The 19,779-nt window shown below is 61.1% G+C and carries 16 protein-coding genes and 1 tRNA gene; 11 read left to right on the plus strand and 6 right to left on the minus strand.

The window, feature by feature from the left end; translation table 11 throughout:
• The first annotated feature begins 151 nt into the window (after positions 1 to 151).
• Complete coding sequence (locus BLJAPNOD_RS19735) at positions 152 to 1,561, plus strand: DHA2 family efflux MFS transporter permease subunit (RefSeq protein ID WP_115420888.1); 1,410 nt, start codon at positions 152 to 154, stop codon at positions 1,559 to 1,561.
• Positions 1,562 to 1,585: 24 nt separating this feature from the next.
• Here the strand turns inward: BLJAPNOD_RS19735 and BLJAPNOD_RS19740 are convergent, their stop codons facing one another.
• The 3 genes from BLJAPNOD_RS19740 to BLJAPNOD_RS19750 form a co-directional block, all read right to left on the minus strand.
• Complete coding sequence (locus tag BLJAPNOD_RS19740; protein ID WP_115420889.1) at positions 1,586 to 1,969, minus strand: VOC family protein; 384 nt, start codon at positions 1,967 to 1,969, stop codon at positions 1,586 to 1,588.
• 3 nt (positions 1,970 to 1,972) lie between these two features.
• A complete protein-coding gene (locus BLJAPNOD_RS19745; RefSeq protein WP_115420890.1) occupies positions 1,973 to 2,710 on the minus strand; it encodes an RlmE family RNA methyltransferase in 738 nt (245 codons plus the stop codon).
• A 112-nt stretch (positions 2,711 to 2,822) separates the two neighbouring features.
• Positions 2,823 to 4,370 carry a Ppx/GppA phosphatase family protein gene (locus BLJAPNOD_RS19750; protein WP_199565968.1) on the minus strand — a complete coding sequence of 516 codons (1,548 nt, stop codon included), beginning with the start codon at positions 4,368 to 4,370 and terminating at the stop codon, positions 2,823 to 2,825.
• Positions 4,371 to 4,700: 330 nt separating this feature from the next.
• On the opposite strand from BLJAPNOD_RS19750, the gene BLJAPNOD_RS19755 reads away from it, so the two are divergent.
• Positions 4,701 to 4,774, plus strand: a tRNA-Gln gene (locus BLJAPNOD_RS19755).
• Positions 4,775 to 4,931: 157 nt separating this feature from the next.
• Entirely contained in the window at positions 4,932 to 5,891 is a 960-nt protein-coding gene (locus BLJAPNOD_RS36020; protein WP_244610974.1) for a hypothetical protein, read from the plus strand.
• 88 nt (positions 5,892 to 5,979) lie between these two features.
• On the opposite strand, the gene BLJAPNOD_RS19765 is transcribed toward BLJAPNOD_RS36020, so the two are convergent.
• Complete coding sequence (locus BLJAPNOD_RS19765; protein WP_115421381.1) at positions 5,980 to 6,879, minus strand: LysR family transcriptional regulator; 900 nt, start codon at positions 6,877 to 6,879, stop codon at positions 5,980 to 5,982.
• A 100-nt stretch (positions 6,880 to 6,979) separates the two neighbouring features.
• Between BLJAPNOD_RS19765 and BLJAPNOD_RS19770 the strand changes: the two genes are divergently transcribed.
• Genes BLJAPNOD_RS19770 through BLJAPNOD_RS19785 form a run of 4 tightly spaced genes read left to right on the plus strand, consistent with a single transcriptional unit; the run spans position 6,980 to position 11,125 of the window.
• Positions 6,980 to 8,083 (plus strand): 4-oxalomesaconate tautomerase, encoded by a 1,104-nt coding sequence (locus tag BLJAPNOD_RS19770; protein ID WP_115420891.1) that lies wholly within the window; start codon positions 6,980 to 6,982, stop codon positions 8,081 to 8,083.
• A gap of 31 nt (positions 8,084 to 8,114) precedes the next feature.
• Positions 8,115 to 9,095: a tripartite tricarboxylate transporter substrate binding protein gene (locus BLJAPNOD_RS19775; protein ID WP_244610975.1), complete on the plus strand. Its 981-nt coding sequence runs from the start codon at positions 8,115 to 8,117 to the stop codon at positions 9,093 to 9,095.
• Between the two features lies 1 nt (position 9,096).
• Complete coding sequence (locus BLJAPNOD_RS19780; RefSeq protein WP_115420892.1) at positions 9,097 to 9,618, plus strand: tripartite tricarboxylate transporter TctB family protein; 522 nt, start codon at positions 9,097 to 9,099, stop codon at positions 9,616 to 9,618.
• Position 9,619: 1 nt separating this feature from the next.
• Complete coding sequence (locus tag BLJAPNOD_RS19785; protein WP_115420893.1) at positions 9,620 to 11,125, plus strand: tripartite tricarboxylate transporter permease; 1,506 nt, start codon at positions 9,620 to 9,622, stop codon at positions 11,123 to 11,125.
• Between the two features lie 170 nt (positions 11,126 to 11,295).
• Here BLJAPNOD_RS19785 and BLJAPNOD_RS19790 read toward each other — a convergent pair whose 3' ends face one another.
• Positions 11,296 to 14,409, minus strand: coding sequence for a multidrug efflux RND transporter permease subunit (locus BLJAPNOD_RS19790; RefSeq protein WP_115421383.1), 3,114 nt, complete (start codon positions 14,407 to 14,409; stop codon positions 11,296 to 11,298).
• Between the two features lie 10 nt (positions 14,410 to 14,419).
• Positions 14,420 to 15,535 carry an efflux RND transporter periplasmic adaptor subunit gene (locus BLJAPNOD_RS19795; RefSeq protein ID WP_244610976.1) on the minus strand — a complete coding sequence of 372 codons (1,116 nt, stop codon included), beginning with the start codon at positions 15,533 to 15,535 and terminating at the stop codon, positions 14,420 to 14,422.
• Positions 15,536 to 15,748: 213 nt separating this feature from the next.
• Between BLJAPNOD_RS19795 and BLJAPNOD_RS19800 the strand changes: the two genes are divergently transcribed.
• The 4 genes from BLJAPNOD_RS19800 (at position 15,749) to BLJAPNOD_RS19815 (ending at position 19,593) form a co-directional block, all read left to right on the plus strand.
• A complete protein-coding gene (locus tag BLJAPNOD_RS19800) occupies positions 15,749 to 16,438 on the plus strand; it encodes a response regulator (RefSeq protein WP_115421384.1) in 690 nt (229 codons plus the stop codon).
• The gene (locus tag BLJAPNOD_RS19805; RefSeq protein ID WP_115420895.1) at positions 16,435 to 17,499 is read left to right on the plus strand and encodes an ATP-binding protein; all 1,065 of its coding nucleotides are present in this window, start codon (positions 16,435 to 16,437) and stop codon (positions 17,497 to 17,499) included. The genes BLJAPNOD_RS19800 and BLJAPNOD_RS19805 overlap by 4 nt, the downstream gene beginning before the upstream one ends.
• Positions 17,500 to 17,724: 225 nt before the next feature.
• Entirely contained in the window at positions 17,725 to 18,246 is a 522-nt protein-coding gene (locus BLJAPNOD_RS19810; protein WP_115420896.1) for a GNAT family N-acetyltransferase, read from the plus strand.
• A gap of 507 nt (positions 18,247 to 18,753) precedes the next feature.
• Positions 18,754 to 19,593, plus strand: a complete 840-nt coding sequence (locus BLJAPNOD_RS19815; protein ID WP_147294561.1) for a hypothetical protein — start codon at positions 18,754 to 18,756, stop codon at positions 19,591 to 19,593.
• Positions 19,594 to 19,779: the final 186 nt, after the last annotated feature.

Consider the following 19,779-nt stretch of genomic DNA (forward strand, 5'->3'; position numbering starts at 1 on the left):
CATCTCTGGGCCAGAAGTAGCGTCTTGACAGCAATGGACAGGCGGGATCACAGGCTTTTGATCTGCAATCGTCGGTTTGGTCCCGACAAAGCCATCGGAAGCGCTAGCTTGGAGCCCAAGCCGACGCCGCCCACGCCCAAGGCACATTCGCATGAACCGTATCGTCCCGATGATCCTTGCCGTCGCGCTCTTCATGGAGCAGATGGATTCAACCGTCATTGCCACGTCGCTGCCGGCCATTGCCCGCGACATCGGCGTCGGGCCGATCACGCTCAAGCTGGCGCTGACCGCCTACATGGTGTCGCTGGCGATCTTCATCCCCTTGAGCGGATGGATGGCCGATCGATTCGGCGCCAAGAAGATTTTCCGCGCGGCGATCCTCGTCTTCATCGCCGGCTCTATCCTCTGCGCCATCTCCAACAGCCTTCTCGCCTTCGTGCTGTCGCGGTTCCTGCAAGGCATGGGCGGCGCGATGATGACGCCGGTCGCCCGCCTGGTGCTGGTGCGAAGCGCCCCGCGCAGCGAACTCGTCTCGGCGATGGCGCTCTTGACGATCCCGGCGCTGGTCGGGCCGCTTGCAGGACCGCCGCTCGGCGGCTTCATCACCACCTATTTCTCCTGGCACTGGATCTTCCTGATCAACGTGCCCGTCGGCATCGCCGGCTATATCCTCTCCGGCATCTACCTGCCCCACATGGAACCCCGCAATCCGCCGCCGGTCGACATTGTCGGTTTCCTGCTTGGCGGCATCGCCGCATCCGGCGTCGTCTTCGGACTATCGGTCATCAGCCTGCCGGCGCTGCCGCCGATCATCGGCATCGGTTCAGTGATCACGGGCGTGATCGCTAGCCTGCTCTACATCGCCCATGCGCGGCGCCATCCCCACCCGATCCTCGACCTCAAGCTCTTCCAGGACAGCGCCTTTCGCGCCGCCCAGATCGGCGGCACGGTGTTCCGCATTTCCGTCGGTGCGGTGCCCTTCCTGATGCCGCTGATGCTGCAGGTCGGCTTCGGCCTCAATCCGTTCCAATCCGGCATGATCACCTTCATCGGTGCAGTCGGCGCGATCACCACGAAGTTCTATGCGCGCCGCGTGCTCGCATTTGCCGGCTTCCGCACGACGCTGATCATCGCCGCCATCATCGCGGCGGTCACCACCTTCGCCAATGGCTTCTTCACGCCGGCAACGCCCTATCTGGTGATGATCAGCATTCTGCTGATCGCCGGCTTTGCCCGCTCGTTCTTCTTCACCAGCGTCAACGCGCTATCCTTTGCCGATATCGACGATGCCGATGCCAGCAAGGCAACGTCGATGAGCGCGGTGCTGCAACAGATCAGCCTGGCGCTCGGGGTTGCCGTTGCCGGCGCGATCCTCGAAATCGAGACATCGCTCAGCGGCGGACCGCTGCAGCTCGACAACTTCCACACAGCGTTCATGATCATTGCGGTTGCCAACCTTCTGGCGGCAATCCCGTTCCTGACGATGGCGAAGAATGCCGGCGCCTCGGTCTCCGGACACAGGTTGCCCGTGCGCGAGATCGAAACGTCGGCAGGAAAGTAATATCGGGGCGGGTTGGTCTAAGGGCTATTCCGGCCGCTCGCAGACCGCCGACAGCTTGTTGCCGTCGAGATCGCGCACCCAGGCGCCGTAGAAATGGGCGTGGAATGGGCGCAGGCCCGGCGCTCCCTCGTCGATGCCGCCCTGGGCAAGGGCGGCCGCATGGAAGGCGTCGACCGCCGCACGCGTTTCGGCAACAAGCGCGATCGTCACACCGTTGCCAAAGGTTGCCGGCTTGCCATTGAACGGCGTCACCACCCAGAACCGGCACCTGATATCACCATCGGCGCCATAGCCGATTTCGGTCTCGTCCTGCCGCTGACGACGGTATCCGAGCGTCGCCAGCACCGGGTCGTAAAACGCGCCCGCGCCGTCGAGATCGTTGGTGCCGACCGTCACATAAAGCAGCATGGCTCAGTCCGCCGCCTCGTCTTCTGCGGGCTCATCCGCATCGGTCGCGCGGCGTCCCTTGAAGCCCTTGGCAAGCAGGAACATTTCCACCGATTCGGCACGCGAAGATGCAGGCTTGATGTGAACGACCTGACGGAAATTCTGCTTCAACATGTTGAGCAGATCGCGCTCGGTGCCGCCCTGGAAGGTTTTTGCCAGGAAATGCCCGCCCTCGGCCAGAACGTCGACGGCGAAATGCGCCGCCACTTCGCAGAGATGCATGGTGCGAAAATGGTCCGTCTGACGGTGTCCGGTCGTCGGCGCCGCCATGTCGGAAATGACCAGATCCGGCGTGCCGCCGATCGCTTCCATCAGCTTTTCAGGCGCTTGCGGGTCGAGAAAATCCATCTGCAGGATGCGCACGCCAGGCAGCGGATCCATCTCCAGGAAGTCGATCGCGGCCACGCGCGGATCGCCATCCGTCGAGTTGGTTACCTTGGCGGCGATCTGCGACCAGCTGCCGGGGGCGGCTCCCAAGTCGATGATGCGGCGGGCGCCATTGAGGATCTTGTGCTTCTCGTCAATCTCCAGAAGCTTGAAGGCGGCGCGCGCACGGTAGCCTTCGAGCTGGGCGCGCTGGACGTAAGGGTCGTTGATGTGGCGCTCGATCCAGCGGCGGGACGACGCCTTGAGCTTGCCCTTCTTGACCTTCTGGCCAAGCTTTCGGCCGCTGCGGTTGCCGCCAACAGGAGGTTTCGTCATGTGTTTTATCCTTCGTGGCGGCGAAGGCCGCGCATCCCTTCGGACGCGCCGGGCCTGCCGTATCTGCAGATGTTATCGCACAATTGCCTAAATCGATTTCCGATTGAAGGAATTATGTGGTCGAGCTGCGCTGATGCCTGCGCGGCCGCGAGCGTCGCCAGGCGCCATCGTCGGCCATCATGTCGGTGAGCAAGCCTTCCCGCAGCCCGCGGTCGGCAACGCGCATGCGTGTCGAGGGCCAGCGGCGACGGATCGCTTCGAGGATCGCGCAACCGGCCAGCACCAGATCGGCACGATCCGGGCCGATGCAGGGATTTGCCGCCCGAGCGTCGAAATCCCAGGACAGAAGCCGCGCCTGCATGGCAGAGACCTCGTCGTCGGACAGCCAGAGCCCGTCGACGCGACGGCGGTCATAGCGCGGCAGATCCAGGTGAACGCCGGCAAGCGTCGTCACCGTGCCCGAGGTGCCGATCAGGTGGAAGCCGCTGCCGGCTATACCCGTTGCCAGCGCCTCGACCGGCGGGCTGTCGAAACGCGACAGCATACCCTCGACTTCCTGAACCATCGCTTCGAAGCTTGCAGGCGTCACATGCTGGCCGCCGTGGCGCTCAGACAGGGTTACGACGCCGACGGGCAGTGAAGTCCAGTGGGTGATGTGGTTGGCGAGGCGGTTGGATCTGTTGTCGCCGATGCGGATGACGGCGATCTCCGAGGAGCCACCGCCGATATCGAAGAGAACGACGGAGCGCGTCTCGCGATCAACCAGCGACGAGCAGCCGGACACGGCAAGCCTCGCCTCTGTCTCGCGGTTGATGATCTCCAGCTCGAGCCCCGTTTCCTTGGCGACGCGCTCAAGGAAGCTTTCGCCGTTTGCTGCCGCACGGGCGGCTTCGGTTGCGATCAACCGGCTGCGCCGAATGAGACGCCCACCCAGCTTGGTGGCGCAGACCTTCAGTGCCTCGACGGCGCGGTCCATCGCGTCGTCGGACAACCGGCCGCTGGCGCCCAGTCCCTCACCCAGCCTGACGATACGCGAGAAGGCGTCGACCACCCGGAACTGGCCGGGACGGGTCGGCTGCGCAATCAGCAGACGGCAATTATTGGTGCCGAGATCCAGTGCCGCATAAAGCGGCGCCGGTGGCTCGCTGGCGGCAACGAAGGGTGCACGAGGCTGGTCGGAACGCGACGGCGCTTGCCCGCCAGGCTGAGGCGCTGCGGGCCGGGATACGGCCGCCCCGTCGTTGGGGCGCGACTGCGCCTGCTGCCGCTCGCCCGAGGTGAGTGGCCGTCCCTGAATGCCACGACGATGCCGTGCCTTCTTGTTGCGCTTGTGGCCTTTCCTGTCGCCCATTGCCGGGTCGACAAGCTGCGCATCGCGGCTACCCGCAGATGCGGGTGCAGCCTGAGCCTGCTGTTTTGCGGATTTCGAACGACGACGCCGTTTGCGCTTGCGCGCCGGTTCCGCATCGTCTGGTCCTGCGGGACGCCCTGCCAGACCGGCACCGCCGGGTTGGCTGGCAATTGCAGACGGCGAAGCAGACGACTTGCGCCGTTTCCGCTTGCCCTTGCCGTTGCGCGGAACCATCTTGTTTCCATCGCTACGGCCTGCTGCCGACGCCCCGGATTCGGACGGCTTTTCGCCGTGATCGGGGTCTTTCACTTGTCTCAACCATTGCGCCGCGCAAAGCCTTATCAGCCGCTCAAGGCGCTTTCTCGATTTTTCGTTGGGGCGACTGTACCAGCGCCGCCCCCATTCGCCAAACTTTTTTTGAGAAACGGCTTGTGCACAACAATTCGGACGAGCGGCCGGTTCCGGCCTACCCCCCGCAAACATGGCGGGTTCAGCGCCCTGCCGGCTCGTTCCCATCACCGCCGCGACGACGATCTTCGCTTCATGCGCGATTTTTTTTGCAAAAGGTATTTGCATCAGCCGCTGATTTGTTTATAAGCCCGCCAACCAACCCGACGGGCTTCGCCCCGACGGCGGCTTTGGGGAATAGGTTAACGGTAGACCCACGGACTCTGACTCCGTTAGTCCTGGTTCGAATCCAGGTTCCCCAGCCAACTCTCGCTAAAATCCCTTAATTCCTTGATTTTCCAGTCGTGCCGGATATCGTTTTGGCATCATTGGCGACCTGATGCCCAAAACTGTAGCCCAAAGGTGATGCCCAGGCGCTAGTGCGCCGCAGCAGACCCTTCGGGCGAAGACAGGGTATACGCCATGGCCGTGCGCCACGAGGTCGAGAATCTGATCCGCCGCGGAAACATCTTCTACTGGCGGCCGCGCATCCCGGCCTTCTTCGTCCATTGCCGCCCAGGCAGTCGCCTTTCACTCAGCCTTCATTGTTCTGACCATAGAAAGGCTCAGATCATCGGCCGGAAGCTCAATATGCGACTGGCCGAACTGAGGATGAATTCGAAAGAAGCAATGTCTACTAAGAAGCAGCTCCAGATCCTGTTCGAGCACGTGCGGGATGCGGAAATCGAGAGGCTCGATGACATCAGCACGATGGCCAAGCGCAACGGCCGCGGTGGCGATGTCGTCGAGATGGAGCTCGATCTCGAGGTTGGCTGGGCCTGTCAGCTCCTCTCAAAGTTCGGGACCCGCTCGGACCTCAGTCTCGGAGGCGATTGCCCTGGTCTCACCCATCTCCTGAAAAACGGCGTCCCCGCCTCACATGTCGATGCCATCCGGGCGAACTATCGAGGCGAGCTGAGCACGGCTCGCAGCCCTGGATTTGAGGATGGTATCAGACGACTGATCTACCACTTCGAGATTGAGGACACGGCGCTCAATCGCGAACGCGCCATGTCGAAAATGTTCGAAGGCCGCGCTGCGGCCTTGCTGGATATCGACGAACGCCACGACCTCGTCGACCGCACCTTAAGTGAATTCACTGGCGGCGGCAGAACGAACAAGTCCGTGGTCGCGGAGAAGCCCGTCGATGTCGAACCCGCTGTTGCTTCCTCGTTGAGGCTGGCCAATGAGAGCAAGCCCACGTCGACTGCGACCGATATCCTGGAAGCACCGGAAATCGCTTACCTCGAACTTTCGCCGCGCACGGCGCTAACAACAGAGAAGAGGGCGCTCGGCACTCAACAACCCAACCAGAGAACTGTGCAGAAAAGTTGGCTGGGGACCCCTCCGCGCAATGATTACCTTGGACCGAGAACAGAATGACGGCTAACGCCGAGCCGTGTTCGCTGACATTGGTCCAAGCGCGTCCAACCCTTCGTTCCTGGCCTGCGATTGGCCACTTCAATCCGCTTCAGCAATCCGTCCATTCTTGGATCAGCATTTCCCGAAAACGGATCGCAGCCGGCGACAGGCGACCGCCGCGGCGTTCGACGAGGCCGATCGTGCGGCTGACCAGAGGCCCCTTCAGCGGCACGGTGGCAATGACGGGATGCTCCAACTGTGGGGTCGCGAGTTTCGGCATCACGGATATCCCGAGCCCCGCCTCAACCAGACCGAGCGAAGTCGAGAGATGGTTGACCTCGTAGAACCAGTTGAGCTGCACCTGGGCTGTCGTCAGCGCCCGATCGAGTACGGCGCGATTGCCACTGGTCTTGCTGACTCCGATCAAGGGATGGCCTGCGAGGTCCGCCCATGTCAGCGACTTTGCGGTGGCAAGCGGGTGGTCGCGGCGGCATGCGAGGACGAAAGGATCCTCGATCAGCGGCGTAAAGTTGAGATCCGCCCGTGCAGCACCGGTTATATTGATACCGAACTCGACTTCGCCGTTCGCGACAGCATCGAGCCCCTCATTGGCCGACAGGTCGAGAATTCGAAAGCGAATGCCGGGGAATTTTTCGTTGAAGGAATGCACAACTCTGGGAAGAAAATAGAATGCTGCCGTTGGGACCGAGGCGATCGTCACCTGTGCGCGATGACGGCCACCGAGATCGCTGATCGAGAGGATAGAATCCTCGAATTCGTCGACAAGACGGCGTACAAGTGGCAGAAGCTCTCGTCCAATCTGGGTCGGCGCAACGTGCCGCGTCGTTCTCTCGATGAGCTGGGCCCCGACAGCTTCTTCAAAACCCTTGATCCGCCTTGAAAGCGCAGGCTGTGACAAATTGAGCTGCCGGGCTGCTTCGTTGAACGAGCCCAGGTCAAGGACGGCGAGAAACGCCTTCAGGTCAAGGAATTCGAAATTATTCCGCATATCGGAATAATCGCGCAATTCTTTGCATTTCACAACCGATTTGTGACGTGAGAACTCTCCTCTCGCAGCCGGCAGAGACCGGCCTGGAGGATGACACCGAATGGACGACTTGATCAGGATACCCTGCGTGATGATGCGTGGCGGAACATCGAAGGGGCCCTTTTTCCTGTCCCGCGATCTCCCGATCGACCCGGCCGAGCGCGATCGTCTCCTTTTGGAAATCATGGGCTCCGGCCACGCCCTGCAGATCGACGGCATCGGCGGCGGCAATTCACTCAGCAGCAAGGTCGCGATCGTCGGTCCTTCGTCCCATCCGGAAGCGGACGTGGATTACCTGTTCGCTCAGGTGAAGGTCCTGGAAAAATCCGTCGATACGGCTCCCAATTGCGGCAACATGCTTTCGGCCGTCGGCCCCTTTGCTATCGAAGCCGGACTGGTGACGATACAGGCCGATGAAACGCTGATACGCGTGCATAACGTAAACACCGGTAAGATCATCGAGGCCCGGGTCCGCACGCCGCATGGTCAACTCGTCTATCAGGGCGAGGCGCAGATCGACGGCGTCCCAGGAACCGCTGCCCCAGTGTATCTCGCCTTCCGCAATGCGATCGGGGCCAAGACCGGCAAGCTCCTGCCGACCGGAAACGCCGTCGACCGGGTGCTTGACATCGACGCCACGCTGGTCGATGGCGCAACGCCGCTCGTCGTTATGCGCGCCTCGGATTTCGGCTTCACCGGTTCCGAACCTGCAGCGGCGCTCGACGCCGACACGGCCTTCCTGACCCGGCTCGAAACCGTGCGGCGCGAGGCTGGACGCATGATGGGGCTCGGCGATGTCAGCCAATCGGTGTTGCCAAAGCCGCTCCTGATCGGCGCCCCGCGTCGCGAGGGTGATCTCGCCGTCCGCTATTTCACGCCGGCGACCTGCCACACGGCGCTGGCAACGACCGGTGCTGTCAGCCTCGGGCTTGCGGCCACCATCCCCACGAGCCTCGTCGGGCAACACGTTCCAAATTTGGCCCTGCCCGTTTCGCTGGCTTGGGAGCATCCGACAGGTCTTCTCCGCGTTCGCATCGAGAAGGCCCAAGGAGACAACAGTCCGACGGTCTCGGTGATGAGAACCAGCCGACGGCTGTTTGAAGGCGCGGCGCTCGTCCGCAAACGCGATCCGATGGTTGCAGACTATCGCGTCGCCTCGAAGTGAATGCCATACTTGACTCGGGAGGAAATCAGAAATGCCCATGACAATGACCCGCCGCCTCGTGCTTTCCCTGTGCAGCACAGCACTCGCCTTTTCCGTGGCAGGCTCCGGCCTCGCCCAGGATGCCTATCCGTCCAAACCGATCACCTTGATCGTATCGTACGCCGCCGGTGGCGGCACCGACGCGATCGCACGCGTCTTTGCCGCTCGCCTGGAGAAGGCACTTGATGGCCGCATGATCGTCGAAAACCGGCCGGGTGCGGCCGCCAACATCGGCACGGAAGTGGCTGCGTCCGCCGATCCAGACGGCTACACGCTGCTCATCGGCAACCAGGGCCCGATGGTGGTCAATCCGCACATCTTCAATCTGAAGGCTGACCCGGCCGAAGCGCTCGACCCGATCGCCATGATCGCCGATGCGTCTCTCGTCGTCGTCGTCGGTCCGCGTCTTCAGGTCAACTCGCTCGGCGAGCTGATCGAGGCCGCCAAAACCAAGGAACTGGTCTACGGTTCTGCAGGCAATGCTTCGGCCAGCCATCTCGGCGCGCTGCTGCTCGGCCAGACGGCCGGCATCAAGGTGAAGCACGTTCCTTACAAGGGTGCTGGCCCGGCGGTGAACGATCTCGTCGGAGGACATATCGACTTCATGGTCACGACCATTCCGTCCGCCATCGGCCTCATTGAAAGCGGTACGCTGAAGGCCCTTGCTGTCACCGGCGACAAGCGGTTCGAAACCCTTCCTGACGTTCCAACAGCCATCGAAGCCGGGCTTGCTGGCTACACCGCATCGGCCTGGTATGGTCTCGTCGGCCCCAAGGGCATGCCGGCAGAGGTCAAGGCGAAGCTCGAGAAGGCAACCGCGGAGACACTGGGCGATGCCGAGGTTCTCGACAAGCTGAGGAACGACGGTGCCGTGGCCTCCACCATGGGAGCTCAGGCCTTTGCCGACTTCATGGCCAAGGAACGCGCCCGTTGGGGTGAGGTCGTGAAGGCCGCCGATATCAAGGTCGAATGACATGCAGGACGTTACGACCAATACGGAACCGCCAGCCGCGAACGGGTGGCAGGGACGGGAGAGAATTGCCGGCCTCGTGCTTCTGGCTCTCGGAAGCCTCGGCCTCTGGGGAGGTGCAGACTTGCCCTTCATGACCAGCGACGGCGTCGGCTCGGGGCTCATGCCCCGCGTCCTCTCGCTCATAATCGTCGGGCTTGGCGCTCTCCAGATCGCCCTTAGCCTCAAGGATCCCGGTCCCTCGACAGGCCACTGGGCGATCCGGGAGACTATTCCGGTGGTCCTCGGTGTCATCCTGTTTGCCATCACGATCCGTGGCTATCACCTCGGTCCGATCGCCATCCCGAACCTCGGGATGGCGGTGGCCTGCCCGCTGGCGATCGTCGCATCCGGCTTGGCCGCTCGCGATTCTCGCCTTCCCGAACTGCTCGTCTTCGCGGTCGTGCTGACCGCATTCTGTATCGGGCTGTTCCGCTACGCGCTCGGCCTTTCGGTACCCGTAGCGCCCTGGCTGCTAGGATACTGAGATGTTCGACGTTTTCACCAATCTGGGCCTCGGCCTGTCCGTAGCGCTCACGCTCAACAATGTGGCGCTCTGCTTCATCGGCTGCCTGATCGGTACGCTGGTCGGCGTCCTGCCCGGCGTCGGTCCGGTCGCGACGATCGCGATCCTGCTGCCTGTGACCCTATCGCTCGATCCGACAGGATCGCTGATCATGCTCGCCGGCATCTATTATGGCGCCCAGTACGGCGGCTCAACCACCGCCATCCTGGTCAACATTCCGGGCGAGGCAACCGCGGTCGTCACGGCGATCGACGGCCACAAGATGGCCCAGAAGGGACAGGCCGGCCTCGCACTCGGCCTCGCCGCCATCGGCTCCTTCATTGCCGGCACCGCCGCAACCATCGTGATTGCAGCACTCGGCGTGCCGATGACCCGAATGGGCTTGCTGTTCGGTCCAGCGGAGTATTTCTCGCTGATGATAATGGGCCTGGTCCTCGCTGTCGTTCTGGCCCGCGGCTCGCTGATCAAGGCAATCGCCATGATCGTCGTCGGCATCCTTCTCTCCTGTGTCGGGGCCGACATGGAAACAGGGCGCGAGCGCATGACCTTCGATCTCGAGATGCTGCATGACGGCATCGAATTCGTGGTGCTCGCCATGGGCATCTTCGGCTTCGGCGAGATCTTCAAGAACCTTGCCGATCCTGAGACACGCGATGTCGTGCGTAGCCGGATCGGCCGCCTCTGGCCGACGCTCGGCGAACTGCGCGAAAATCTTGCACCCATTGCCCGCGGCACCTTCCTTGGCTCCATTCTTGGCGTCTTGCCGGGCAATGGCGCTATCCTGGGACCCTTCGCGAGCTATGCCGTGGAGAAGCACCTTTCCAAGCGACCTCAGGATTTCGGCCAGGGCGCACCAGCCGCGGTCGCCGGGCCGGAAAGTGCCAACAATGCCGGCGCGCAGACGTCCTTCATCCCGCTGCTCACCCTTGGATTGCCGCCGAATGCGGTCATGGCCCTGATGGTCGGTGCAATGATGATCCAGGGTATCGTTCCGGGTCCGCAGGTGATCGAACGCAATCCGGAACTTTTTTGGGGACTGGTCGCTTCGATGTGGATCGGCAACCTGATGCTGGTGATCATCAACCTGCCCCTGATCGGGCTCTGGGTGAAGCTCTTGCGCGTCCCCTATCGCCTGCTCTTCCCTGCCATCGTCTGCTTCTGCTGCATCGGCCTCTACTCGATCGCCAACGATGCCGCCCAGGTGATGATGGCTGCCTTCTTCGGCTTCATCGGCTATGCGCTCTACAAGCTCGATTTCGAACCCGCACCGCTTGCTCTCGGCTTCGTGCTCGGGCGGTTGCTGGAAGAAAAGCTGCGGCAGTCGCTGATCATCTCGGATGGAAACCCGCTGACCTTCATCCAGTCGCCGCTTTCCGCCACCCTCCTTGCGGTCGGCATGATGGCACTCATCGTCGCCATCTCGCCCTCGATGCGACGCGGCCGAGAGGACGTCTTCAAGGACGCGTAACAAAGAAGGATCGCAGCGGGCCAGATGGTCCGCTGCGATCCCTATTGATCCGCTGTTTGTATATCTTGCCGGAATGTTGGCCGCCTCAAGGCATTTCTCTCTGGTGGCGTGAAACGCCTTGCACCTGCCATATTTGGCGAACTGCCCCTCTTCGGAAAAACGCTGACTGGCTAGGCCTCACTGTGTAGTGCCCGCGACCGGTCCTGGCGGCGCGTCAAACGGGTGACAACCACGTAGAAAACCGGAACAAAAATCACCGCCAGCACCGTGCCGGAAATCATTCCGCCGAACAGGCCGGTTCCGATGGCATTCTGCGTTTCCGAGCTTGCGCCCGAGGCTATGACCAATGGTACGACACCCAAGGTGAAGGCGAGTGATGTCATGACGATCGGACGCAGGCGGAGACGCGCGGCTTCGACGACAGCTTCGACAAGACCCTGACCATCCATCTGGCGTTTGCGGGCAAACTCCACGATCAACACCGCATTCTTCGCGGAAAGGCCAATCAGGGTGATCAGCCCGACCTTGAAGAAAACATCGTTTTCCAGACCGCGCAGATGGACCGCGATCACGGCCCCGATAACGCCGAGTGGCACAACGAGCATGACGGAGAGCGGCACAGTCCAGCTTTCATAAAGTGCCGCCAGCACCAGGAAGACGATCAGAAACGAGAAAGCCATCAGCATCGGGGCCTGAGCGCCAGATTGCCGCTCCTGCAGAGATTGCCCCGTCCATTCAACGGCAAAGCCCTTGGGAAGCTTGAGCGCCAGTTGCTCGATCTCGTCCATAGCCTTGCCACTGGAAACACCCTGCGCCGCAGAACCGGACAGGCTGGTCGAAGGATATCCATTGTAGCGTGTGACCTGCAGCGGGATGGTCGACCATTCCGCTGTCACGATCTCCGAAAGGCGGACCATCTTCCCGGTGTCGCTTCGGACATGAAGGTTGAGAATATCGTCAACCTGCATGCGGCTTGCCGGCTCTGCCTGGATGATCACCTGTTGCAACCGGCCGTCGCGCGGGAAATCGTTCACATAGGTCGAGCCCACGGCACCCCCCAACGTATCGCTGATCGTGGAATATGCGACACCAAGGGCACTGGCCTTCTGGCGATCGACCTTGAGCGTGACGCTCGGACCGCTTGGAAGCCCGTCGACACGGACATCGCTCAGCAGTTTGCTCTGCGATGCGAGTTGGGTGAGCTGGGCCGCGGCCGCGGCTAGCGCCTTCTCTCCATGATTGGCGCGATCCTGAAGTCTCAGCGAAAAGCCTGATGTCGTGCCCAATTCCTCGATTGCTGGCGGCTTCAGGCTGAAGACCTCGCCCTCAGTTGCGTCGGCCATGGCTTGCGTCGCTGCGTTCACTTCGTCGTCCACGCTTGTCGAGCGCTCGTCCCAATCCTTCATGGTCGTGAACGACATGGCCGTATTAGGGCCTGAACCCGAGAAGCCAAAGCCCATGATCGTCAGGTTGTTGACGATATCCGGTCGAGTTTGCACATGCTTCTCGAAGAGATTGACCACGTCGCGCGTGCGTTCCGCAGTCGCCTCTGCCGGCAGCGTGACGGACGTCATGAAGGAGCCCTGGTCTTCCTCCGGCACGAATGTGGTCGCCAGCGTGGTGTAACCATAGGCCACTGCGCCGAGAATCGTCAGATAGACGAACATCGTCCTACCGGTCTTCTGCACAAGTCTCGTAATCCAGCCCGCGTAACGCCGCGTCAAACGTTCAAATCCACGATTGAACCAACCGAAGAGGCCCTTTCGCTGATGGTGACCGTGGTCGATCGGCTTCAGCAGGGTCGCGCAAAGGGCTGGCGTGAGGCTGAGTGCCAGAAACGCGGAGAAGAGGATGGAGACGGCCATCGACACTGTGAACTGACGGTAGATCGCGCCGACCGATCCGGAGGCCAGTCCCATCGGAAGAAAGACAGCGGTCAACACAAGGGTGATCCCGATCACCGCGCCTGTGATTTCGGTCATGGCCTTGCGCGTCGCCTCACGCGGCGACAGGCCCTCGGTGGCCATCAGCCGCTCGACATTTTCAACCACCACGATGGCGTCATCGACGATGATGCCGATCGCGAGAACCATGCCGAACATCGTCAGGACGTTGATCGAATAGCCGATCGCCAGCATGACGGCGAACGTGCCAAGCAGCGCAATCGGAGCGACGATGGCCGGGATGAGCGTGTAGCGAACATTCTGCAGGAACAGCAGCATGATCAGGAAGACAAGCACCATGGCCTCGGCGAGTGTCTGCGCCACTTTCTGGATCGAGATCTTCACAAAGGGCGCGGTGTCATAGGAGATCGCGTAGTCGATCCCTGCAGGCATGGTGAGGGCAAGCTCTGCCAGGCGCGCCCGCACCCCGCTTGATGTGCTGACGGCATTGGCGCCCGGCGTCATTTGAATGGCGGCTGCGGTCGCAGGCTTGCCGCCGTCGAGAATGGCAAAGCTGGACGATTGCGATCCGACCTCGATCCTGGCGATCTCGCCCAAGGTCAATCGCGAGCCGTCAGTGTTTGATCGGAGAATGACCTCAGCGAATTCTTCTGGCGTCTGAAGCTGGCCCCTGACGTTGAGCGGGACGCTGACTTTCTGCCCGGGGACTGTCGGGGCATCCCCCAATCGTCCTGGCGCGACCTGAATGTTCTGCGACTGTATCGCCTGCGTCACCTCCGCCATGGAAATGGAGTGCGCCAGCAAGCGCGTGGGGTCGACCCAGATCCGCATGGCCGCTTCCGAACCGAACGACTGGACGCGACCGACGCCGGCCACACGCTTGAGCTCCGGAGCGATGTTGCGCGCGAGATAATCATCAAGTGAAAGCGCGTCGAGCGTCCCGTCCTTCGACTTCAGGGAGACAATCATCAGGAATCCCGACGATGCGGATTCCACGGACAGCCCGGCACGCCGAACCGGCTCGGGCAACCGTGGCTCCACCGCCTTCAGCCTGTTCTGAACATCCACCTGCGCAAGTTCCGGATCAGTTCCCGGCTTGAATGTCACGGTGATGGTTGTAGATCCGGACGAATCTGCGGAAGAATCGAAATAGAGGACGTTCTTCGCGCCCGAGATTTCGCGCTCGATCAGACTGGTGACGCTGTCATTGATCACCTGGGGCGTGGCCCCCGTGTAGGTGGCGAAGATCGAGACGCTCGGCGGGGCAATGGTGGGGAAGCGCGACACAGGCAACTGTGGAATGGCGATCAGCCCGGCAATCACGATCATTATGGCGATGACCCAGGCGAAGACCGGCCGGTCGATAAAGAACTGCGGCATCATCCGCTCCTTAGCTCTGTGTCTCGGGGGAGACTTGCGACGGCGACGTTTCCAGCGGCTGCCCATTCTGGACCCGCTCCTGCCCCAGCACGACGATCGTTTCGCCGGCCGCAAGCCCACTCCTGACGAGGTATTTTCCGTCGACGAGCGGCCCCAAGTCGAGGGTCCGTCTCACGCCGGTTTTGTCCGCACCGACAATGATGAGCTCCGGCCTTCCGGCCGGATCGCGTGTGACCGCCTCCTGTGGTACCAGAAGAGCCGCGGAGTAAACCTCGCGCGGCACCATTGCGCGGATGAACATGCCCGGAAGGAGTTTCTCCTCGGGATTGGGAACAACTATCCGGATCCCAAGGCTGCCCGTGGCGCTGTCGATTGTGATGTCGGAGAACAGCACTCGTCCGGCATGGCCATAAGGCTTGCCCGTTATTGTTTTGATCCTGACCGGCAGTTCTTCCGGATCTCCCATCCCCGCTCCGGAGGCTGTTTCGCGCAGGCTTTCCAGGCTCATGGACGATTGACGCACGTCCACATAGACCTGCTCGATCTGCTGAACCACGGCGAGGGGCGTTGTCGCGGAAGAGGAAGCAAGTCCGCCCTCCGTCATGAAGGATTGGCCGATTGTACCGCTGATCGGACTGCGAATGGTGGCGTTGGAGAGCTCCAGCTTTCGCCGCGCCAGATTGGCCTTGGCTTCTGCAACAGTCGCCTTTGCCTGGGATAAGGCCGCTGTCGCATTGTTGAAGGCTTCGTCGCTTGTGATCTTTTGCGCTGAGAGAAGCTCCGCGCGCTCAAACTTCACCTTGGCATTCACGAGTTCGGCTTCCGCGCGCGCCAGCCCGGCCGCAGCCGCATCGGCATCCGCGGCGAAGGGGGCCGGATCAACCTGGAAAAGCGGTGTATCGGCATCGACAAAGGCTCCCTCCTCGAAGAGCTTTTTCTGAATGATGCCACTCACCTGCGCCCGGATCTCTGCCGTGCGGAAGGCCGAAACCCGCCCCGGCAACTCGTCGTAGACCGTGACAGCTTGCGGCTGGACCGTCATGACACTGACGCGAGCGGGCTGTGGCTCGGCGGCTGCAACCGCCTCGGCGCCCGACTGATCGCTGCAGGCGGATAAAAGTAACATCGGCAAGCACAACAGGCCGAATTTCCAGAAACGAGATCCGCTTTGCATCGGTATTCACCATCCATCTTGCTGAGGAAGAGCTTGATGATGGTGCTCTAAAAGCGTTGCGTTGGGGCTTTGTGGAGGTTCTGTTGCGATCATGTGGACGCGAAGCGCGCCTACTCGACCGCAAGGCGGTTCAATGGCATTGAAGTTGCAAGGAGCTAGATGACCATGGCGGAACTTGTTTTGATTGCCGAAGACGATACGGAGATCGCCGGCATTCTTGAGGCCTATTTTACGCGTGAGGGATTTCGCACGGTGCACGCCCGCGATGGGCAGGTCGCCCTCGATCTGCACCGCTCGCTGAAACCCGATATCGTTCTGGCGGATATAACCATGCCGCGGCTGGATGGCTGGGAGCTTCTCGCCGAAATTCAAAGGCGGGGCCGCACCCCCGTCATCATGATCACAGCCCTGGATGAAGACGTAGACCGTTTACAGGGACTGCGGATCGGCGCGGACGACTACATCGTCAAGCCGTTCAATCCCATAGAGGTCGTCGCACGAGCGAAAGCCGTGCTCCGGCGCGCAGGTCTGAGCCAGGCGGGCGCGATGATCCGCGCCGGAAACCTTACGATCGATCTGGACAGTTATCAGGTGAAGATCGAGAAGGACGGCGCGCCGGTCATCCTTTCCCTGACATTGACTGAGTTTAGGCTCCTGGCGCATCTTGCCAGAACCCCCACCAAGGCCTTCTCTCGAAGCGAACTCGTCGATGCATGTCTGCCCGGTTCCGATGCGCTGAATCGGACCATCGACAGTCATCTGAGCAAGCTGCGCAAGAAACTCGAACAGGCTGGAGGCGAAGGCATGCTGACCAGTATCAGAGGCGTCGGCTACCGTCTGGCGGTCGATCGATGATGCTCATGAAGGGGCTTAGCCGGCAAATTCTGTTTGCCATGGCGTCCGTCACCGTGGCCGCCGGATTGCTGGTCTTTTTCGGAACCTACCTCGCTTTCAGCATCCTGTTCTATTTCTCTCCCTGGTCCGAAGACACCGACAACTGGTTGACGGGCTTCGATTTCGTCATCCTGGCCGTCCTCATTTTCATCGCGGTGATTGTTGCAGCCATGGCGTCGGTCAGACTTGCGCGGCGCATTCTCGAGCCGCTGGAATCGCTAGCGATGAGCGCCAGACGCATCAGAGACGGCGACCTTTCGGCCCGCGCCATTCCCGGCGACAATTCACTTGGCGAGACGGCCCTTCTTGTCGAAGACTTCAATGCCATGGCCCAGCGTCTGCAGGATATGGCGTCCGACATGACCCTTTGGAATGCCTCGATCGCCCATGAATTGCGCACGCCCCTGACCATCATGAAGGGTCGCCTGCAAGGCATGATCGACGGCGTATTTGAACCCGACGAAAAGTCCCTCCATGCCATGGTACTGCAGGTGGACTCGCTCGCCAGGCTCGTTGAAGACCTGCGAACGGTGACGTTGGCCGATAGCGGTCACCTCGACCTCCGTCTTCAGCCTGTCCGGCTCAAGGACGAGATCCAGCGGCTTGCGGGGGTGCTGGAACAGGAATTGAAACAGGACGGTTTTGAACTTCGGCTTCAACTTGCCGATGTTGTGGTTTCCGTCGATGCGATGCGGATTCGGCAGGTGCTCCTCGCGCTCGTCACCAATGCGCGTCGCTACGCAGTGCGCGGCGTCGTCGAGATCAGCCTGCAGGTGGAGAATGATCTGGTGGTCTTGCGGGTCGCCGACGAGGGACCAGGTCTGGACGCTGACATCGCCTCTTCGGCTTTCGAACCCTTCCGAAGGGGTAGGCAATCCCGCTCTCTGGAGAAAGGCGGAAATGGCCTCGGCCTGTCCGTGGTGCGCGCCATCGTTGAGGCGCATGGTGGAAAGGTTCGCTACGCTCCTTCCGATAAAGGCGGCGCCATGTTCGAGATTTCACTTGGAAGGCCGGTCTCCTGATCCACAGCTCGCCAGTGACCAGGGTCCGGTCGCTGCAGGACACCAGCCCCCGGCTCCACACACGCTCCACACTTCCTCCACACAGCCTCAAACTCTGCTTGCTAGCCATCAAGGCGTCAATCGATGCCACGCGCGGTCAAGAGTCGTTCTGTAGTGACACAGAAGCGCGCACCGACATCTAGTCAGTGAGGCCCGGCCGCGCCTTGAAACACTCTGAGAGAAGTTATGACAAGTCATAATGTTAGCCTGACCATCGCCGATTCGAACGATCTCCCGGACTTCAAGAAGGAACTCCAGGAGGCGTTTGCTGTCGCGGTCATCGAGGAGTTCGGGGGATTGCCGGACGGCCCGATCCCTTCCGACGACGACCTCGACAAATCGATCCATGCACCTGGGGCTGTGGCGCTCCGCATCCTTTGCGAGGGCCGAAAGGTCGGCGGCGCTGTGGTGACCATTGACGAAAAGACCCATCACAACTCGCTCGACCTCTTTTTCCTAAAGGTCGGAGAGCACGGGCAAGGTCTGGGTCACAAGGCCTGGCTCGCAATTGAAGCGCGATATTCGCAGACCGTTCAGTGGCAGACGCATACGCCGTATTTTGAGAAGAGGAATATCCACTTCTACGTCAACAAATGTGGTTTCAAGATCATCGCGTTCTTCCACGCGCACCACCTTGACCCGAACCATACCGGCACCAGCGATCTGGCGGGAAGCGAGGGATTTCAGTTCGAGAAGGTCATGCGATAGCGGATGTTCGATCTCACGGCCGAATCTCGCGCTCAAAAACGTCCGCTTTTGAGGACCGGTCACAATGGCGAGAATGAGAGATTTGAGGGTGCGAAACTGTCGCGCGCTCGATGCCGCCTCAGCGTAAACTTGACCTCGGAGAGCGGAAATTATTTCCGCTCTCCCCCGATGTTGACTGAGGCCCAAAGCCAGGGCACAAAGGTGGCACCCACGGTCGCTCGCGGCGGAAGAATACAGGGAATTCAAAGGCGATTTCGCTAAGCCATTGAAATTACGTGAGAATCCAGGTTCCCCAGCCAATCTCTTTCAAAAACAAATTCAGCAACGCGATCGCCTCGGCAAGTGTGCCTTTCGCGCGCACTGCGCTGCCGCCTTGAGCGCCTTTTTCAAAGAGACACCACCGCGTTCGCTGCCTTCAAATCTGATGCCCTGCAAACTCGATACGCTTTCAGATTGTATTAACGATGTTCGCTTACTCTTCGGTAGGGTTTCCAGCGGGGTGGGCAGATGTTTCGGGCAAACAGTTTTCTTGTTTTTCTTTTGTCGAGCGCACCGCTCGCGGCAGCCGCCGATATTGACGGACCGCTGGTCGGGACAGACGACTACTATGAGGCGCCGGTCGAACAGGCATCGCTGGGCGTGACGGGATACATCGAAGGCGCCTATGGAAGCGTCATCGATTCTCCCGGCGATATCGATGCCGACGCCTGGGCACTGCGAGGCGCCGTCAACTTCGATGCGGGCGGCGGTTTCAATCTCCAGACGGATCTCGGCTACACCAGCGCCTCGATCGAGAACGCCAATACGAACAACTACAGCGGCACTCTGCACGGTTACTACCGAGATAATGTCTATGCGGTGGGCGCGTTCGTACAGGCAGCGCGTCTTGACGCAGGCTTCGACAGCCACATCAACGACTATATGGGTGGCATCGAAGGCGCCTATTTCCAGGACACATGGACCATCCATGGTGCGGCCGGCTACGGCCAGGCGCGGTGGGAAGGTTTCGACGCCGATCATTACATGGCAGCACTCGGCGCCCGCTTCTATGCGACCGACAATGTGCGTTTCGATCTCGACGGCGCGCTCGACCGTATCACCGCCAGCGACATCGACTACGATATCAGCAGCCTGAAGCTGACGGCGAACTATCGCTCGGTATACTTCCCGGTCACAGTGTTCGGCGGCTATAAATACGCCAACGAGGAGGTTTCCGGTTTCGGATCATCGGTGTCGGGCGACACCGGCACCATCTTCGGTGGTCTGCGGTTCTCCTACGGGTCGAACAGCCTTAAGGAAGAAGAGCGCCTGGGACCGGTCTGGTCTAACAACAGCCGATCGTTCTGACCGCGAGGCCTTGCGGTCTGTGGCAACGACTTCGGCGTCCATCGAGGACGTCGAAGCCGAACATCGCGACGATTTTCCACTGAGCACGGAGTGACTGCTGCGACTGCCAAGAGCGCAGGCTGTCGGCGGATGCACCGGCCCGGTTTGCAAGTCCGGGCTTGACGATTTTAAGGCATACCGGGGTCA

Source organism: Ensifer sp. M14 (genome assembly GCF_003355565.1).
GTDB lineage: Bacteria > Pseudomonadota > Alphaproteobacteria > Rhizobiales > Rhizobiaceae > Ensifer.

Excerpts from the sequence above, each read along its gene's own strand:
- BLJAPNOD_RS19790 (WP_115421383.1), bottom strand. The coding sequence starts at position 14,409 with ATGCCGCAGTTCTTTATCGACCGGCCGGTCTTCGCCTGGGTCATCGCC.
- BLJAPNOD_RS19740 (WP_115420889.1), bottom strand. The coding sequence starts at position 1,969 with ATGCTGCTTTATGTGACGGTCGGCACCAACGATCTCGACGGCGCGGGC.
- BLJAPNOD_RS19800 (WP_115421384.1), top strand. The coding sequence starts at position 15,749 with ATGGCGGAACTTGTTTTGATTGCCGAAGACGATACGGAGATCGCCGGC.
- BLJAPNOD_RS19745 (WP_115420890.1), bottom strand. The coding sequence starts at position 2,710 with ATGACGAAACCTCCTGTTGGCGGCAACCGCAGCGGCCGAAAGCTTGGC.
- BLJAPNOD_RS19765 (WP_115421381.1), bottom strand. The coding sequence starts at position 6,879 with ATGCGGAATAATTTCGAATTCCTTGACCTGAAGGCGTTTCTCGCCGTC.
- BLJAPNOD_RS19735 (WP_115420888.1), top strand. The coding sequence starts at position 152 with ATGAACCGTATCGTCCCGATGATCCTTGCCGTCGCGCTCTTCATGGAG.
- BLJAPNOD_RS19805 (WP_115420895.1), top strand. The coding sequence starts at position 16,435 with ATGATGCTCATGAAGGGGCTTAGCCGGCAAATTCTGTTTGCCATGGCG.
- BLJAPNOD_RS19810 (WP_115420896.1), top strand. The coding sequence starts at position 17,725 with ATGACAAGTCATAATGTTAGCCTGACCATCGCCGATTCGAACGATCTC.
- BLJAPNOD_RS19780 (WP_115420892.1), top strand. The coding sequence starts at position 9,097 with ATGCAGGACGTTACGACCAATACGGAACCGCCAGCCGCGAACGGGTGG.
- BLJAPNOD_RS19795 (WP_244610976.1), bottom strand. The coding sequence starts at position 15,535 with ATGTTACTTTTATCCGCCTGCAGCGATCAGTCGGGCGCCGAGGCGGTT.
- BLJAPNOD_RS19815 (WP_147294561.1), top strand. The coding sequence starts at position 18,754 with ATGTTTCGGGCAAACAGTTTTCTTGTTTTTCTTTTGTCGAGCGCACCG.
- BLJAPNOD_RS19775 (WP_244610975.1), top strand. The coding sequence starts at position 8,115 with ATGCCCATGACAATGACCCGCCGCCTCGTGCTTTCCCTGTGCAGCACA.
- BLJAPNOD_RS36020 (WP_244610974.1), top strand. The coding sequence starts at position 4,932 with ATGGCCGTGCGCCACGAGGTCGAGAATCTGATCCGCCGCGGAAACATC.
- BLJAPNOD_RS19785 (WP_115420893.1), top strand. The coding sequence starts at position 9,620 with ATGTTCGACGTTTTCACCAATCTGGGCCTCGGCCTGTCCGTAGCGCTC.
- BLJAPNOD_RS19770 (WP_115420891.1), top strand. The coding sequence starts at position 6,980 with ATGGACGACTTGATCAGGATACCCTGCGTGATGATGCGTGGCGGAACA.